General features: G+C 38.3%; 15 protein-coding genes and 1 riboswitch. Of the genes, 2 read left to right on the forward strand and 13 right to left on the reverse strand.

Annotated features, from left to right (window positions below; translation table 11 throughout):
* Position 1: 1 nt before the first annotated feature.
* From EHW90_RS07830 to EHW90_RS07875, 10 genes are all read right to left on the reverse strand, one after another.
* Positions 2-3,115, reverse strand: a complete 3,114-nt coding sequence (locus EHW90_RS07830; RefSeq protein ID WP_124952271.1) for a DEAD/DEAH box helicase — start codon at positions 3,113-3,115, stop codon at positions 2-4.
* Positions 3,112-3,810: a pseudouridine synthase gene (locus EHW90_RS07835; protein WP_124952272.1), complete on the reverse strand. Its 699-nt coding sequence runs from the start codon at positions 3,808-3,810 to the stop codon at positions 3,112-3,114. The genes EHW90_RS07830 and EHW90_RS07835 overlap by 4 nt, the downstream gene beginning before the upstream one ends.
* A complete protein-coding gene (locus EHW90_RS07840) occupies positions 3,810-5,222 on the reverse strand; it encodes an RsmB/NOP family class I SAM-dependent RNA methyltransferase (RefSeq protein ID WP_124952273.1) in 1,413 nt (470 codons plus the stop codon). Before EHW90_RS07840 ends, EHW90_RS07835 begins: the two co-directional genes overlap by 1 nt.
* A 49-nt stretch (positions 5,223-5,271) precedes the next feature.
* Positions 5,272-5,940, reverse strand: a complete 669-nt coding sequence (locus EHW90_RS07845; RefSeq protein WP_009446284.1) for a hypothetical protein — start codon at positions 5,938-5,940, stop codon at positions 5,272-5,274.
* Positions 5,933-6,436: a pantetheine-phosphate adenylyltransferase gene (coaD, locus tag EHW90_RS07850; protein WP_009446283.1), complete on the reverse strand. Its 504-nt coding sequence runs from the start codon at positions 6,434-6,436 to the stop codon at positions 5,933-5,935. Before coaD ends, EHW90_RS07845 begins: the two co-directional genes overlap by 8 nt.
* Before the next feature lie 2 nt (positions 6,437-6,438).
* Positions 6,439-6,993: a 16S rRNA (guanine(966)-N(2))-methyltransferase RsmD gene (gene rsmD / locus EHW90_RS07855; RefSeq protein WP_124952274.1), complete on the reverse strand. Its 555-nt coding sequence runs from the start codon at positions 6,991-6,993 to the stop codon at positions 6,439-6,441.
* A gap of 1 nt (position 6,994) precedes the next feature.
* Entirely contained in the window at positions 6,995-8,572 is a 1,578-nt protein-coding gene (locus tag EHW90_RS07860) for a L,D-transpeptidase family protein (protein WP_124952275.1), read from the reverse strand.
* Positions 8,573-8,582: 10 nt separating this feature from the next.
* Positions 8,583-10,634, reverse strand: a complete 2,052-nt coding sequence (recG, locus tag EHW90_RS07865) for an ATP-dependent DNA helicase RecG (protein WP_124952276.1) — start codon at positions 10,632-10,634, stop codon at positions 8,583-8,585.
* 67 nt (positions 10,635-10,701) lie between these two features.
* Positions 10,702-12,354, reverse strand: coding sequence for a DAK2 domain-containing protein (locus tag EHW90_RS07870; protein WP_124952277.1), 1,653 nt, complete (start codon positions 12,352-12,354; stop codon positions 10,702-10,704).
* Between the two features lie 12 nt (positions 12,355-12,366).
* Complete coding sequence (locus EHW90_RS07875; RefSeq protein ID WP_060931771.1) at positions 12,367-12,726, reverse strand: Asp23/Gls24 family envelope stress response protein; 360 nt, start codon at positions 12,724-12,726, stop codon at positions 12,367-12,369.
* 271 nt (positions 12,727-12,997) lie between these two features.
* Here EHW90_RS07875 and EHW90_RS07880 point away from each other — a divergent pair, with 271 nt between their 5' ends.
* Together EHW90_RS07880 and EHW90_RS07885 are read left to right on the forward strand one after the other, a co-directional pair.
* The gene (locus EHW90_RS07880) at positions 12,998-13,720 is read left to right on the forward strand and encodes an AzlC family ABC transporter permease (protein WP_124952278.1); all 723 of its coding nucleotides are present in this window, start codon (positions 12,998-13,000) and stop codon (positions 13,718-13,720) included.
* Positions 13,713-14,015 (forward strand): AzlD domain-containing protein, encoded by a 303-nt coding sequence (locus EHW90_RS07885; RefSeq protein WP_124952279.1) that lies wholly within the window; start codon positions 13,713-13,715, stop codon positions 14,013-14,015. Before EHW90_RS07880 ends, EHW90_RS07885 begins: the two co-directional genes overlap by 8 nt.
* Positions 14,016-14,033: 18 nt before the next feature.
* Here EHW90_RS07885 and EHW90_RS07890 read toward each other — a convergent pair whose 3' ends face one another.
* The 3 genes from EHW90_RS07890 to metK are packed head-to-tail and all read right to left on the reverse strand — an operon-like array spanning position 14,034 to position 16,949.
* On the reverse strand, positions 14,034-14,723 hold the full coding sequence (locus EHW90_RS07890) for a response regulator transcription factor (RefSeq protein ID WP_124952280.1): 690 nt from the start codon (positions 14,721-14,723) through the stop codon (positions 14,034-14,036).
* A gap of 10 nt (positions 14,724-14,733) precedes the next feature.
* A complete protein-coding gene (locus tag EHW90_RS07895; protein WP_124952281.1) occupies positions 14,734-15,765 on the reverse strand; it encodes a sensor histidine kinase in 1,032 nt (343 codons plus the stop codon).
* Positions 15,765-16,949, reverse strand: a complete 1,185-nt coding sequence (gene metK / locus EHW90_RS07900) for a methionine adenosyltransferase (RefSeq protein ID WP_060931775.1) — start codon at positions 16,947-16,949, stop codon at positions 15,765-15,767. Before metK ends, EHW90_RS07895 begins: the two co-directional genes overlap by 1 nt.
* A 103-nt stretch (positions 16,950-17,052) precedes the next feature.
* Positions 17,053-17,148, reverse strand: a riboswitch (SAM riboswitch).
* Positions 17,149-17,237: the final 89 nt, after the last annotated feature.

A 17,237-nucleotide genomic window follows, 5' to 3' on the forward strand; every position in this document is an offset into this window, starting at 1 on the left:
CCTAATCCGTTATTTCATCTACCAACTCGGGATGTTCATTACCGTACTCTGTAATAACATTATTTACCTTGGTTATAACATCACTTCCCAAGCTTTTATATAACTTTCTGTCACCAATTATATAAAATTCTTTTTTAGCTCTTGTAGCGGCAACATTCATCATATTTGCCTCATTTACAGCCCAAGTTGCCGCTCCTTTACTGTTTGTATCTGCACCAAGTACCATAAAAACAATAGGCGCTTCCTTACCCTGGAATGTATGTATAGTTCCTATATTTGTTACCTTACCTTTTTCTTTTCTTGTAAAACCTATTTCATTAAGTTTTATTCCAAGCTTATAAGCAACATTTTTAAAAGGTGAAATTATATAAACAGTATCACTTTCATTTTTATCGATTATTTTAGGGTCTTTTTCAATCATTGATTTTATCTTTTTTAAAAGGAAATCCCCCTGCTCCTCGACATACTTGTTTACGGCCTTGCCGGCTATATCATACCACCCTGTTTTGCCATAACCTTCCTTGCCCTGAACCATAAGATTATTATATGAGATTGCATTTGAAATGGTAAACATAGGATATTTACAGCGCCTGTGTACCCAAAGTGGAATACCTATCCATGAATCCTCTTCCTCTTCCCCTTTTGTATAAAAACCGTATTGACTTGCGGCATCCACCAAAGTCTGTACTGAAGCCGATTCTGACAAGTATTTCTCACTTACATTATAGCTTTTTGAAAGCAATGCAAGCAGACCTCCGTCCAAGGTAAGTACAGGCTTTATTTGGAAAGGATCTCCCACTACCATAATATTCTTGCTTCTAAATATTGCACCCACTGCTGCCTGTGGGAGAGCCTGTCCAGCCTCATCTACAAAAGTATGTCCCAGTACATTTTCATCAATGTTTTTTAACATTCTTGAGAAACTGGCAAAGGTTGAACTTATAACCGGAATACACAGATTTATCCAATTCCATGCAATATTTATCAGTTTCTTATTTTTTTCTACAGAGTTTTTCTGATGTTTCCATATATTTATAGCGGCATTGAGATTTTTTCTGTTTTCATACAAAAACTCTTTTCTTACTTGCAATGCCAACACAAAAAGCTTTGACTGTTCAATCCTATAGTTTTTATCAAACCATGGATTTGACATCTGTAAGCTGTCATAATCTTTCTCAAAATCAAGTACTCTGTCAAAAACTCCTTTATCCGATTCAAAAGCTTCTATTATACCGTTATACTTTGCTTTTTGTTTTTCCCTTTGTTGCTTTAAAGATTCATACTTTACAATATCTTCATCCAATCTATGCTTATAGGCGTCAATATCTCTCTTAAGACTGTTAGCTCTGTTTTGAAGTTCAATTTCAGTTTTTCTGAGTATCTCATCTTCATCTACAAGCTTTTGTAATCTGTTTAATAGCTCATTTACTTCATCTTCAACAGCCTTATTTTTATTGCTGTTAAACAGCCTGTCCAAAAATCCTCCCTTTTGACTTCTTTTCAGTTCAACCAACATCTTTTGATTTGAAATACTGTTTGCCAAATCCACCCTCTGAGCCCTTATACTGCCAAGTTTACCTGTAACTTCATCAATATCCGCTCTGTTTTTTTCAACAGCTTTTTCATACTCAAGCTTTTCAGCTTCTATTTTTGCTCTTTCGGCTTTTTCTTTTTCAGATGTATTATTATCAATATTTTGCTTTGCGTTCTTATAGTCTGCATACTTCTTTTGTAAATTCAGGGCATCACTTCGCAAATCGGACACATACTCATATTGCTTTTTAAATTTATTATAAATCTCACTGTCGGACTTATATTCTTCATTCAGATAGTTGAAAATGCATTCTATTTTATTCAATATATTTGTCATATTTTCAGCCTTACCGCCTTCAAGAGAGAAAGTACCCCAAAACCTTTCTTCTTTCATATCTGCATTGGCTATATCTTTGAAATAATCCGCCTTTTCAAGTTCAGACAATATATCATCATCAATTCCCTCCTTTAGCGGAAGTTCATTTACAATATTTTGAACGGCACCGTTATTGGAACTTGCAACCACAATATTATTTTCTGCGATTTTATCTGTCAGTACTCCTATTGAAGCATTTTCGCCATAATATATAGTGTCTTTACTTCCCTTTATATACTTTGATGTTAGTAAGCATATATCATGTGCCTGTTTAACAACCAATTCCGCAAATATATCTTTTAAAAGTGTAGTCTTTCCTGTTCCCGGAGGACCGTTTACACTTCTCATATTGCTGTTGTCATATCCTATTGTCAAGTTTACAGCTACCTGTTGCATAAATGAAAGTGCAAACTCTGTTTTACTTGGGAATCTTCCAAGCGGATAATTTTGCGGCTCCAATATCTTTTCAAACACAGATTGATTATAGTTTGGAGAGTCATTTTTACTGTCCAAATTTATCCTGTCTTTTATATTACCGCCTGTCAAATATCTTTTAAGATTTGTATTATCAATTTCCTTTGCCTTATTGAGGTCTTCAATAAAGAAAGAGTGCAAATTTGTTGCTTCCGTTTCAATATTACTCAGTGTCTTTACACGACAATTCTCTATATCAATGTTGTACTCATTTAACAAAGCATTTAAGGCATTATCAAATTTCTCCGGATCATCCTCACTGTCTTCAAATCTTTTGATTGTCTTTTCCTTGAATTTCTCTTCAAATTCCTGAAAATCAGACTTACTCGGTACATCCTGCAGATATCTCATATATCCGCTACAGGTAAAAAAGATATTATCACTTATAAAATTTATATTTTTATCAAAATACAACGCGATACTGAATTTTTTACCATAATTTATATCACTCTGTGTTTTTGCCACTCCGTATTTCTCTCTGAGAAATTCTACCACCTCACCAAATTCAAAGATATCCAAATACAGTACAAGACCGGAATTTTTATATCTATACTCTACTGAACTTTCCATCAGGGTTTGAAAATATTTTTTATATTTTTTATCAGTCAAATCATTCAGTAATAAAACTTTTCTATCATTTATGTTGATTTCACCCTCTGATAAATGTTCCACCATAATCCAAGCATCTAAAATGTCGTTTGTATTATCAATTGTACCTCTACGCCTTATCATACCAACTTCTCCACCTCTTCCTCAGTTATTTTCCTGCTCTCACCCTTTTTGAGGTTCAAATCGTCAAGGTTCAGCCCTCCGAAGGCAATTCTTTTAAGATATGTCACTTCACCTCCAAGAGCTTTTATCATTCTCTTTACCTGATGATACTTGCCCTCATGTATGGTAAGTTTTACCTCATCACTTGATAGAATTTCAAGCTTTGCAGGCTTTGAAACCTCGCCCTCACCTATATCAAGTCCTTTAGCCGTACACTCTATGGCGTCATCTGCTAAAGTACCGTCAAATTTTGCATAATATATCTTATCCACATGAGATGCAGGCGATACCAGCCTGTGATTTAGCGCCCCGTCATTTGTCAAAATCAAAAGTCCTTCCGTATCAAGGTCAAGTCTGCCCACAGGCACAATGTTTTTCCTGTCTGAATCGATAAGCTCCATAACAGTTTTGTGTACATTGTCCTTAGTCGCACAGACATATCCTGCAGGCTTATACAGTACATAGGTCTCAAACTCTTCCACAACCACCTGCCTGCCTTCAAAATACAGCTTATCTCTTTCACTGTCTATCTTTTCATCAGCCTTTTTTATAACTTTGTCATTTATTCTTATCTTGCCTGCTTTAGCATATTTTTTGATTTCACTGCGGCTGCCGAAGCCAAGCTCTGACATAATCTTATCCACTCTGACAACCATTACATCCATCTCCAGCCCTGATAATACTTATTTTTACAGCTTCTTTTGTTCTGCTTTACAAACCCCAGTGAAAATCCGTCCACGCATACAAGCCTGATTCCGTTGTACTCGTCATCAGCCTCTATAGTCTCACCCTTTAAATATTTTATTACTCTTTCATCATCTGCAGGCAGACTTAGCGGATTTTCCCACTCATCAAACTTTATATTCATAGCTAAAGCCTGAAAAGGTTCAAATCTGTTTTTCTTTATCTCACCCAAAAGCAGACCTGTTCTGATATAGTGAAGGCTCTTGTCAATCAGTGCATCTTTCGGCAGATAGTAGGCGTAGTCCTTGTTGATAAAAACCCTCTCATAGTCCCAATCGCGCTTTATTTTCTTTAAAAATTGTAAAAGCTCCTCAGGTAACTTCGCCGGCTTCTTTCTTTTATTCTTTTCCTTCTTATTGTCTTTACTTACAATCTCCTTTTCACTGCCGCTCTTTTTAAGCCTTGCTACAAAATGTCCCTCTCCTTTAAGCTTATGCGGAAAAAGCCTTACAGTCCCCGGCAGCTGCTTAGACTCTTCAAACCCGAACTCAGGTGTAATCTTGTCTATAGTAAAATCACTGTGATTTTCAAGGAAATTTATAAGACTTCCCTCATCCTCTACACTTGAATATGTACAGGTAGAGTATACCAAGGTGCCTCCCGGCTTTAACATCTTGGCGGCCTCATTCAATATACTAACCTGAATTCCTGTAAAAAACTCGGGTCCTCTTCCAAGATATGCCTTAAACACCGCACTGTCTCTTCTAAACATTCCCTCTCCCGAACAAGGAGCATCCACAATTATCTTATCAAAATACTCAATATATACCTTTGAAAGATTCTTAGGGTCCTCATTGGTGATAAGTACATTGTCAATACCGCTCACTTCTATATTCTTTTGTAAAGCCTTTACTCTGGAAGCTGAAAAATCATTGGTTACAAGTAATCCCTCACCCTGCAAATATGAAGCCGCCTGTGTTGACTTTCCTCCCGGTGCCGCACAAAGATCAAGCACCTTATCACCCGGCTTAATACCTGCCACACTTGCAGGCGTCATGGCTGAAGGTTCCTGTATATAATAAAGGCCTGCAAAGTAATACGGATTTTTTGATATGCTCTTTATCTTTTCATCGTATTTTATTGAAGGAGTACTAAGCACTCCTTTTTCTTCTTCAAAATAAAATCCTTCTTTTACCCATGGTACACTCTTAAAATCTCTGTCAAGAAGCTCCTTTAATCTGTCAGGGGTAAGCTTTAAAAGATTGGTTCTGATACCTACATACGGTTTTTCATACAGTGAGTCTATATAAGCATCATATTCAGCTCCCAAAAGATCTTTCATCGCATCTTTATAGGCTTTCGGAAAATCTTTTTCCTGTATCATATATACCTCTATCTTAATTACGCAAAAAATGGGCTGACAAACAGCCCAATCATTGTTCCTGTGAATTCGGATCTGCAGGAACAATACTGGTTGCAAGCTCCTGTCTATTCTTTCCGATCTCCTCCGTATAATACTGCAGTGAGTTCAAATACTGACTGAATTTGTTTTGGCCGTCCACCAATGCTCCCGAGATAATCTCCTGAATACTCTGCAAAAGTTCATCCGAATATCTTACAGATGATTTTCTAAGTTCATCTGCTTCCGCATTGGCCTCATAAATTATCTTATCGGCATCCATCCTCGCATATGCTATTATCCTGTCGGACTCCGCATACGCCGCCTGCATAATCTGATTCTCATTTACAAGCTGAGACTTAAGCTTATTGGCCTCAAGCATAATAGCCTCGGACTCCTTCCTTGCGCTAAGAATTATAGCATCGGCCTTTCTCTTTGCGTCATCCTTTATGGAGTTGCTTTTCAAATTTGCATCAAGTATTTCCTTTTCAGCCTTATCCTTTGCATCCAGCAATATACTTTCCTTGTTGCTGATAACTTTCTGTGACTGTGTAACTTCCTCAGGTATTTCCTGTCTCAGTTCATTCAACAGTGCAACGAACTCTTCCTTGTTTACCTTTATTATCGAGTTTGACAGTGCAACAGTTTTACATCTGTTTACAAACTCCTCTATCTCTGTTATTACCTGTTCGATTCTACTCATTACTTCTCCTCAGACCTTTTTCCCTCAGCCTTTCCATAATCCTTTTTCTTATATCTTCTCTTACGAAATGACTGATATCTCCATCGTAAACCGCTATCTCCTTAACGATGCTTGAACTTAAATATGAATACTTCAAGTTTGTGCTCAAGAAAACAGTCTCTAAGTTCGGCGCAATTATTTTATTAGTCTGAGCCAATTGCAATTCATATTCAAAATCGGTTATCACTCTAAGTCCCCTGACCAAAATATTACAGTTCTGCTCGCGAGCAAAATCCACCAATAAACCGTCAAATTCCAAAACTTCTATATTCGGTAGATGTCCTACCACACCCTTTATCATATCCACCCTCTCGGACGGTGTGAAAAGAGGATCTTTAGCCGAGTTGATAAGTACTCCGACAATAACCTTGTCAAACATCTTAGCAGCTCTCTCAATTATGTCAATATGTCCATTGGTAATAGGATCAAAACTTCCCGGATAAATAGCTTTAGCCATAGTCACCCTCGCTTATGTATAAAAATATGTTTATTAGACTTATACTCTTTGACTTTAACTATATCCCAATCCTTTTCCAAATGGGCCGTATCAGTCTTAAAATCTTCTTCAATTATAATCAATGTATGCTCATCAATCAATGTGGAATTTAATAAAATATCCAGACATTTATCTTCAAATCCCTTTTTATATGGGGGATCCAAAAAAATAATATCAAATCTTTCTGAAAGACCTTTTATCTTATCAAGATTACTTTCAAAGCTTCCTTTCATTACAACCGCTCTGTCTAAAAGCTTTGTATGTGCCAGATTGTACTTAATACATTCAACAGCCTCTCTGTCAATATCACAAAAGTAAGCCTTCTTTGCTCCTCTGCTTAAAGCTTCAATGCCTATACCGCCACTTCCAGCAAACATATCAAGGAAAGTGGCATCATATAAGTCATTTGCAATCATATTAAAAAGAGTCTCTTTTATCTTATCCGTAGTCGGCCTTGTCAGATTACCTTTCGGAGTCTTTAATATCAAACTCCTTGCAGTTCCTGAAATAACTCTCATACTACTGTTCTATCTCAACCGCTGTCTTTCCACCCTGTGGACTTACATTCTCACTTATAGGTTCCACCGTTTCTTCAGTAGGATTGCTTGCCGTAGTCTCACCTGTACTTGCAGCAGAAGTCTCTGCAGGTGCCGGTGCCGGTGCCGCTTCAGTTAAGTTGTAGCAAAGTACCGGGAATCCCGCATCCACATATTCATATAGCTGCTTTGCAACGGCAGGCGGCAAGTTGACACAACCGTGTGAACCCGAAGTCTTATATATCTGTCCGCCGAATGCACTTCTCCAAGGCGCATCGTGGAAACCTATACCGCCGTTAAAAGGCATCCAGTAATTTACAGGGGTTGAATAACCCTCACCCTTTAATGTTGCATTCCTTGTTCTGTATGTAAGCGGAAATGCTCCCGGAGGTGTGGTCCAGTTCTTTGAAACATTTCCCGATACAAAGTCACTTTCAAGTACCTTTGAACCGTTCTTTATAAGTATCATATGCTGTGCGGTAAGATTTACCTCCACATATGAATTACCATAGTCGTTTTCACCGTGTGAAGCCGCTTTTCTTGAATACTCCGGTTCTCTCTTTGCAGTCTCACCGGCCTCTATAAGTGATCTTATAGCAGCCTTCTCTTTTTCCGTGTCTACCTTCCATCCGTATGAGCCGCCTGTTATTGTAACTGTCGGACCGTATGATGTCTTTAGTGTCTTTGGCTTACCCACCGTATTGTAGGCGCTTGATACCTTCTTTACAAATGAAGCTATTCCGTCATCTGATATACTTACAGATCCGTCACTGTTCGCAGTCAGCCAATTATGTATAGTATCACCGTTTAATACATTAAGCTTATCATACGATATTCTGGCTGAAATATATTTGTTCAAATTCTTGAGTGCCGCATTTAAAGTAGGGTCATCAGACATCTTTGCAGGCTTCTCATACAAATCATTATCCTCATAATCAAGATTTATCTCGTTGTTTAGTGTAATAAGCTGACTCTTTATATACTCCTTGGCCTTTGCAATATCAATTGTATTGCCCTCGGTCTCAGGTATTATAGAGTATCCCGATCCCTGTACAAAGTCGGAAATCTTTGCATCTACAGGCTTTTCAAACTTGGACTCGTCAAGTGCCTTAAGTTTTGATACTGTATTTTCAAATTTGTCAGGATCTACGGTAAACGAAGACTGTATCTTCAAATCCTTTTTGCCGTTCATCTCGGCAATCCATGCCATGCTGTTTTGTTCGTTTAACAAATCCTCCAATGAATTATCCTTGACAAATGCAAGTCCGACATCGCTTCCCTTTATTATCTCATCATTGTTTCCTCTTGACTTTATCGTACTCTCAAAATCGTCAATCTGTTTTGACATCACCTGACGCACTTCATCTACAGTTTTCTCAGATGCATCTATTCCGTTTATGACGGTATGCGGGAAAAATCTTGTTCTATATGTGTTGGCTTTCACAGTGTAAGCACCTACCATCACTACAACACCGGCAACTATAACCCCCAGAGCAACTTTACTTCTTCTCTTTTTCTCTTTTTTACCTCTTTTTCTTGGTTGTTCTTTATTCTCAGACATACTACTCCTATCAAAGTGCTAACTTTTTATAATGTAAATCCATATAGCTGTTTATCTCCCTCTCAAGCTTATCTTTCTCATCATCCCCCATATTGTCACATTGTATCACATTTACGGCCTCTTTTGCCATCTCAAATATATCATTATCGTTATATATATCTGCAACGCCGAAATCAAGTTCGCCGCTCTGTGCCAATCCGAAAAGCTCTCCCGGACCTCGCAAAACCAAATCTTTGGAAGCAATATAAAATCCGTCATTCGAATTTCCTATTATCTCAAGTCTTTGCTTTGCCAGTTTAGAGTTTGAAGTTCTCACAAATATTGCATATGACTGCAATCCGCTTCTTCCGACTCTTCCTCTAAGCTGATGCAAGGTAGCAAGTCCGAATCTCTCGGCATTTTCAATCATAATTACGGTAGCGTTTGGAACATCCACTCCCACCTCGATTACAGTTGTCGAAACCAAGATATCAGTCTCTTTATTTACATACCGAGACATTATATCATCTTTTTCTTTTTGATGCATTCGCCCATGTAACACTTCTACCTTACAATTTTGTGAAAATTTATCGGCTATTTTCTTACCGTAGTCCAATACATTCTCGGCTTCTATATTTTCACTTTCCTCAACCATCGGACATATGATATACGCCTGATGCCCTTTTTTTATCTCAAGTAATATATGTTTGTAAGCTTTTTCTCTGTCATTTTCAGTAATTACGGCATTCTTTATCGGAAGTCTGCCCACAGGTTTTGACTCTATTGTGGAAATATCAAGGTCTCCGTAAAGTATTATGGCAAGTGTCCTAGGTATCGGTGTAGCCGACATTACAAGCACATGCACGTCTTCTCCCTTGTCTGAGAGTGTACTTCTTTGCCTTACTCCGAAACGATGTTGTTCATCAGTCACTACAAGTCCAAGTTTTTTGAACTTTACATTCTCTACAAGCAGTGCATGAGTACCTATAACTATATCAAGTTCACCGCTCTCTATCTTTTCATATGTGAGCAAATGTTCCTTCTTTGTCATAGACCCTGTAAGTATACCTATTTTAGGCGGATTATCAAGCTTATTTAATATATCACACATAGACTTAAAATGCTGTTTTGCCAATACCTCAGTCGGTACCATTACAACACCCTGAAAACCGGATCTTACAGCCATATAAAGGCAAATCAGTGCAACCACTGTCTTTCCGGAACCCACATCGCCCTGTATAAGCCTGTTTGTTACCGTCCCGCTTGACATATCATGTAAAATTTCTTCTATTACATTGTCCTGTGAATCTGTAAGTGTAAAAGGTAACACAGATTTTATTTCATTCAATGTTTCTTTGTCATTTGCTACTATGTTCTTTGTCTTTACTCTAAGCCTCTTATCCTTTAAAAGTCTCATGCCGTATAAAAATCTGAAAAAATCATCAAATGACAGCCTCTTCTTTGCAGCAAAAAGGCTTTCCCTGTTCATAGGATTGTGAATATTTTTTATAGCAACTTCCCTGTCCTCAAGCGAAAATCTTTTCACAATCGGCTGTGGCAGATACTCTTTAAAGTCCATATCGGGGATATATTCAAATGCGGATTTTACAAGCTTTTCCATAGCATTGTTGTTGATACCTGCAGTAAGCGCGTAAACCGGCTTGAAGCTTCCGATTTTTTTCTCGTATTCCTCTACAGTATAGATAGTCGGATGCTCCAAAGTGTTTTTGCTTCTTTTTGACATCTTACCTACAAAGACATAGCTCTCACCTGCTCTTAAAGTCATTCTTAAGTAAGCCGAGTTGTACCAAATCACATCTATTACATCTATATAATCCGTAAGCTTTGCCGTCAGTACCTTTTTATTACTTCCTGCAAATGTCGGAGTCTTTGTAAGCGTTGCTTTGATTACAACATCCTCATCTTTATTTATATCTCCAATTTTTGTGGGAGGCTTATACTCCAAATATCTTACAGGATAGTGCTTCAAAAGGTCATTTACAGTCCTTATGCAAAGCTTATCCAAATACTGTGTTGTCTTTGCTCCCACACCTTTTATGTTTTTTACAGATATATCCGGCATGCATCTCCTAACAAAGTTTTAACTAGGTCATCAAATCAAAGACTTGATAAACCTAGTTATTAAGTAATTATTCTACAGATATAAAATAATAATAAACCGGCTGTCCGCCGTTATGTAACTCAAATTCAAGCTTAGGATACTTACCTACAAGCTCGTCACAAAGCTTCGTAGCATCCTCCTCACTGACATCGGCACCGTAGTAAAGACTTACAAGCTCGCTTGAATCATCTATCATGCTTGAAACAGCCTTATCTACAGCAGAGTCTATACTCTTATCCACGCCTATAATACCGTTATCTCCAAGTGCCATAACATCGTTTTCATGTATCTCCACATCGTCAATAGTGGTATTTCGTACAGCATAGGTAATCTGTGCCGACTTCACATTGGCAATCTCTTCCTTGGCGTTTTCAAGATTCTCCTCGGCGCTCCTGTCCTCAGAAAGACTTATCATTGCGGTAATACCCTGCGGTATGGTCTTTGTAGGTATTACAACAACCTTTTTATTCTCTTCCAATTTTGCCGCCTGCTCAGCCGCCAAAATTATATTCTTATTGTTAGGTAAGATATACACTGTCTCGGCATTTAACTTGTCAATTGCCTCTATGATATCCTCCGTACTCGGATTCATAGTCTGACCGCCTTCAACCACTATATCCACACCTATTTCTTTGAAAATAGAGGTAAGTCCGCTACCTGCGCTTACACTGATAACCCCCATTTTCTTTTTGTGGTTCTGCTTTTTTAAGATCTTATCCACACCCTTTATTACTCTTTCCCTATGCTCTTCACGCATATTGTCAATCTTTAAGTTGGTAAGCTCACCGAATGTGAGTCCCCTTTGAATGGCAAGTCCCGGATCGTTAGTATGTACATGCACCTTAACCACTTCATCGTCGGCAACACATACCAAAGAATCTCCGATAGATGTCAGGAATTTTTTGAACTCTTCCTCATCCTCATCTGTAAACTCTTTTTTCAAATTCACTATAAACTCGGTACAGTAGCCGAACTTGATATCCGCAGTATCGATATCGTCTCTTGCGGCACCGCTGACTGCTGACGACTTGCCGGAAAGTACAACATCTCCAAGCTCTATTATATTACCCTTAAGTCCTTCAAGGATACCGTGGAGTATAACCATAAGTCCCTGACCGCCGGAGTCCACAACTCCCGCCTTCTTAAGTACAGGCAACATCTCAGGTGTCTGCTTTAGAGTTTCATCGCCGCATTTTAATACTTCCTCTAAAAACGGGATAATATCATCAAAATTGTCATATATTTCAAGTGCCTTCTCTCCCATAGCCTTGGCTACTGTAAGGATTGTACCCTCTTTCGGCTTCATTACCGCCTTATATGCTGTCTCACTTGCCTTATCAAAAGCAAGTGCAAGTTCAAACACATCTATAGTCTGCGATTCTTTTAAAATCTTTGCCGCTCCTCGAAAAAGCTGTGAAAGTATAACGCCTGAGTTTCCTCTGGCTCCGCGAAGTGAACCCTGCGCTATGGCCTTACAAAGTGTAGCTATATCATCACTCTGTTCAGCCGCCAGATTCTTTGCCGCCGACATTATAGTCATTGTCATATTTGTACCGGTATCTCCGTCAGGAACCGGAAAAACATTCAATTCGTTTATCCACTCCTTTTTAGCCTCCAAGCTTTTGGCTCCTGTTATAAAAGCACTTCTCAGTGATTGTGCATCAATCTGCTCTAGACTCACAAAAAATCCTCCTTAGTCTATTATTCGTACACCTTCTACGAATATATTTATTTTCTTTACTTCCATTCCTGTGAAATTTTCAGCTTTATATTTTATAGTTTCTATCAGATTCTGAGTTATTGCACTGATACTTAGACCATATGCAACTATGATATGAAAATCCAAAACAAGCTTGTTGTCCTCTATTTTTATACTGATGCCCTTTGTCATACTCTCTCTCTTAAGGAGCCTTGCAATACCGTCTGTCACGGAAACTGCCGCCATACCTACTATACCGAAGCACTCAACAGCCTGCATTCCGACATAGAATGCTATAACATCCGGATTTATACTTATTTGACCAAGATTTGTATTGATTTGCCCTTTATTCATATAACCCTCCAATCATATTTGTCAAAAGACCTTTATTTTTGCGGCACTGCCACCTAACTATGAAAGAATAAATATTTCGTAGTTTATATATAACCCAAAGTCCGAAAACCGCCTACATAAGACATATCTCGGATACTTAATCATACCATTTTTTTATGATAAAGACAATGCAAGCTTTTAGCTTGGTAAACTGCCGGATGTTTTGAAATTTTTATCCCGTAATATATTTTTTGTAGTACAATAGAAATATCATTTTTATAGAAGGTTGTTTATGGAATACAAGTTTGGTAAAAATAAAAATATTTTCTTTCTCGGTGTAAGAGACGGCATACCAATCGCTTTAGGGTACTTTGCAGTATCGTTTTCACTGGGCATAATGGCTACCAAATCGGGACTTTCCCCGCTTCAAGCGCTTGTCGCAAGCTTTTTAAACAATGCTTCGGCAGGAGAATATGCCGGATTTTCAATGATTGCCATATCATCATCCTATATAGAGATTGCCGTTATCACACTGATAGCGAATGCAAGATACCTCTTGATGAGTATTGCACTCAGTCAAAGAATACGAAAAGACACACCGCTTCATCATATTCTGATAATTGCACATCTTTTGACAGATGAAATATTTGCAGTGTCCATTGCAAGACCCGGAGATGTCAACCCCTACTACACATTCGGAGTAATACTTACAGCTTCACCGGCATGGGCTTTCGGAACCTTCTTCGGTGCGGTTGCAGGCAATATCCTTCCGATAAGACTTGTCTCGGCTTTCAGCGTTGCACTCTACGGAATGTTTATTGCAATTATTATACCTGCAGCCAAGTCCGACAAGGTAATACTTTCACTTGTCATTGTAAGCTTTTTACTAAGCTATATATTTTCCTTTGACTTTTTTAGAATATCCGAAGGAATAAAGACGATTTTACTTACAGTTGTAATATCAGCCCTCGGAGCAATATTTTTCCCGCTGAAGAATGGAGACAGTAATGAATAAATGGATATATATCTTTATAATGTTTGTCGTAACTTATCTTATCAGGGTACTTCCGCTCACACTTATAAGAAAAAAATTGAAAAACACCTTTATCAGGTCATTTTTATACTATGTACCTTATGTTACGCTTTCCGTGATGACCTTCCCTGCCATATTGCATGCAACCATGTCAAAGACTTCAGGTATTATAAGTTTTATTGTGGGAATCATTGCCGCATGGTTTGGAGCCAACCTTTTCAAAGTGGCACTGATATGCTGCACATTGGTATTTGTAATCGAATATTTTATTGTATGAAAAAGCTGACACAAAGTGTCAGCCTCTGAATCTGTATCCTACACCCCAGATTGTCTCTATAAATTGAGGTTTGGAACTGTCAAGTTCTATCTTCTCTCTTATATTTTTGATATGTACGGTAACTGTAGAAATGTCACCCATCGACTCAAGTCCCCAAACTTCTCTAAAAAGATCTTCCTTTGAATATACCTTGTTCGGATGCTCAGCCAAGAATCTGAGTATATCAAATTCCTTTGCGGTCAATGTCCTTTCCTTATCGTAGCACCAAACTCTTCTTGAGCTTGAATCTATCTTAAGTTCTCTGATTTCTATAATATCTCTGTTGGCGGCCGCAACACCTGCCAGCCTGTCATATCTTGTTATATGCGCCTTCACTCTGGCTACAAGCTCACTTGGTGAAAAAGGCTTAGTCATATAGTCGTCGGCACCAAGTCCCAAACCTCTTATCTTATCAATATCGTTTTTCTTAGCACTGACCATCACGATAGGTATTTCCTTGGTTGCCCTTATACGCCTGCATATCTCGTATCCGTCTAATCCGGGCAACATCAAATCCAATAGTACCAAATCATAATCTTCACTCAATGCTTTATCAAGTCCTTCTTTTCCGTCAGTTGAAATATCCACCTCAAAGCCGGAAATCTCCAGATAATCTCTCTCCAGCTCAGCTATGCTTACTTCATCTTCAATTATAAGAACTTTGCCCATTTTATATCTCCTACTTTTTTAAAACTATATCTATATCCGTTCCTACTCCGGATTTTGACATAGCAACAACACTACCTTCATGATTCTCTATCACCTTTTTCACGATAGATAAACCTATACCGCTGCCACCAAGCTTGGTATTCCTTGATGCATCACTTCTGTAAAACCTCTCAAATATATGAGGCAGATCCTTTTCATCTATACCTCTTCCGTTATCTGAAATTCTTATATTTATAGCATCCATAGTCTCTTTGACTCTGAAGTGAATTTCAGGATCTTCCTTATCCATATACTTCACCGCATTGGCCACTATATTATTCAAAGCTCTTTTTATCTGTTCCCTGTCAATATCTATCATAGTATCGGCATCGACATTGGCACTATATGAAAAATTTATTCTGATGGTATCCAGTTCAAGATACAGATCCTTCACATAGTCATCAAAAAACTCTTTGACATTTGTCTTTTCAAAGTTGTATGAAAACTCATTTCCTGAAACCCTTGAATAATAAAGCAATTCATCAATCAACTTAGTCATATCGTTTGTCTTATTGTATATAGTGGTCAAGTAATCTCTGACCTTTTGCGGTGAGGAGGCGACTCCGTCAAGTATCCCTTCCACATAACCTCTGATAGCCGTAAGCGGTGTCTTCAAATCATGTGAAATATTGCTCACAAGCTCTCTTGACGCATTTTCAGAAAGAATCTTCTCCTCCTCATTTTCCTTTAATTTGATTCGCATTTTTTCAAAATCATTGTACAAAAAAGGAATTTCCACAAAATCTTTCTCATCCAATTCATAATCAAAATTACCGTCTGCAATCTTTTTGGTAGCTATACGCATCTTATCAAGCGGTACCAAAATTCTTTTATAGATCCAGAACCACATTACAATTGCAATAACATCTATGACACATGCAAGGATTGTAAGCCAGAGGTCTACATCCCTTGCAGTTTCATAGTTTATACTATATATCAAAAGTATCGACGGTACAACTATTACCAGACAAACTACCGAAAATAAACCGGAGCCGATTTTCATTAGATACCCTTCTTAAGTTCCTCTACCTTGTCAAGTCTCTCCCATGGAAGATTAAGGTCGTCTCTTCCGAAATGTCCATAGGCTGCAGTCTGCTTAAATATCGGCTTTCTAAGGTCAAGCATCTTTATTATTCCTGTAGGTCTTAAATCAAAATGCTTTCTGATAAGCTCAACTATAGCACTGTCGCTTATCTTACCTGTACCGAATGTATCTACAGATATTGATGTAGGATGTGCTACACCGATAGCATAAGACAACTGAATCTCACATTTCTTTGCAAGCCCTGCAGCTACTATATTCTTTGCAACATATCTTGCCGCATAAGCTGCAGATCTGTCCACCTTTGTGCTGTCCTTTCCTGAGAAAGCACCGCCGCCATGTCTTGCATAGCCTCCATAGGTGTCAACTATTATCTTTCTTCCTGTTAGACCCGAATCTCCGTGAGGTCCGCCTATAACGAATCTTCCTGTAGGATTGATAAAGTACTTTGTATTCTCATCCACCATATCCTGAGGAATAATCTCGTCAAATACATATTTCTTTATATCCTTATGTATCTGCTCCTGTGTCACATCCTCATCATGCTGTGTGGAAAGCACTACAGTATCTATTCTTACAGGCTTGCCTTCCTCATCGTACTCTACAGTAACCTGTGTCTTACCGTCAGGTCTGAGATACTTAAGTGTACCGTCTTTTCTTACCTGTGTAAGTCTCTTTGCAAGGTTGTGAGCAAGGTATATAGGATAAGGCATATATTCCTTTGTTTCGTCTGTAGCATATCCGAACATAAGTCCCTGATCGCCTGCACCGTTGTCCTCATCTTCTTTGTCGATGAACTCTCTTGACTCTAATGCCTTGTCTACGCCCATCGCAATATCCTTTGACTGTTCGTCAAGTGCTACTAGCACACTGCAGGTGTCACAGTCAAAGCCGTACTTTGCTCTGTCATAGCCTATCTCTCTTACCGTCTCTCTTACTATCTTTTGGATATCTACAGTAGCCTTTGATGAGATTTCTCCCATTACAAGCACCATTCCTGTAGTTGTAGCCGTCTCACAAGCCACTCTTGAATCCGGGTCCGCACCCAAATATGCATCCAATATTGCATCCGATATCTGATCGCACATCTTGTCAGGATGTCCTTCTGTAACTGATTCTGAAGTAAAAAGTCTTCTCTCTTCCATCTTTCTCCTATCTTTTTACACTTATATAAACCTTAGAATATAAACTAAACAATTAAGTATATCTAGTATTAAAAAAGTCCACCAAACGGTGGACTAAGGCTTCCACTCATTGCTCGATTTCTCGCTCAGGTTGGCACCTTCCTAAAAGGGGTTGCCGTGACATCACAGATCCTTAACTCTCCGTCACTCTTAATAAGTGTATATAATACCCATAAGGGCAAATTTATTTTGTTGCTCCAATAGTATAGCATTTTAGTATAGTTATGTAAATATGAAATTTTCATGCTA

Source organism: Lachnoanaerobaculum orale (genome assembly GCF_003862485.1).
GTDB classification, from domain to species: Bacteria; Bacillota; Clostridia; order Lachnospirales; family Lachnospiraceae; genus Lachnoanaerobaculum; species Lachnoanaerobaculum orale.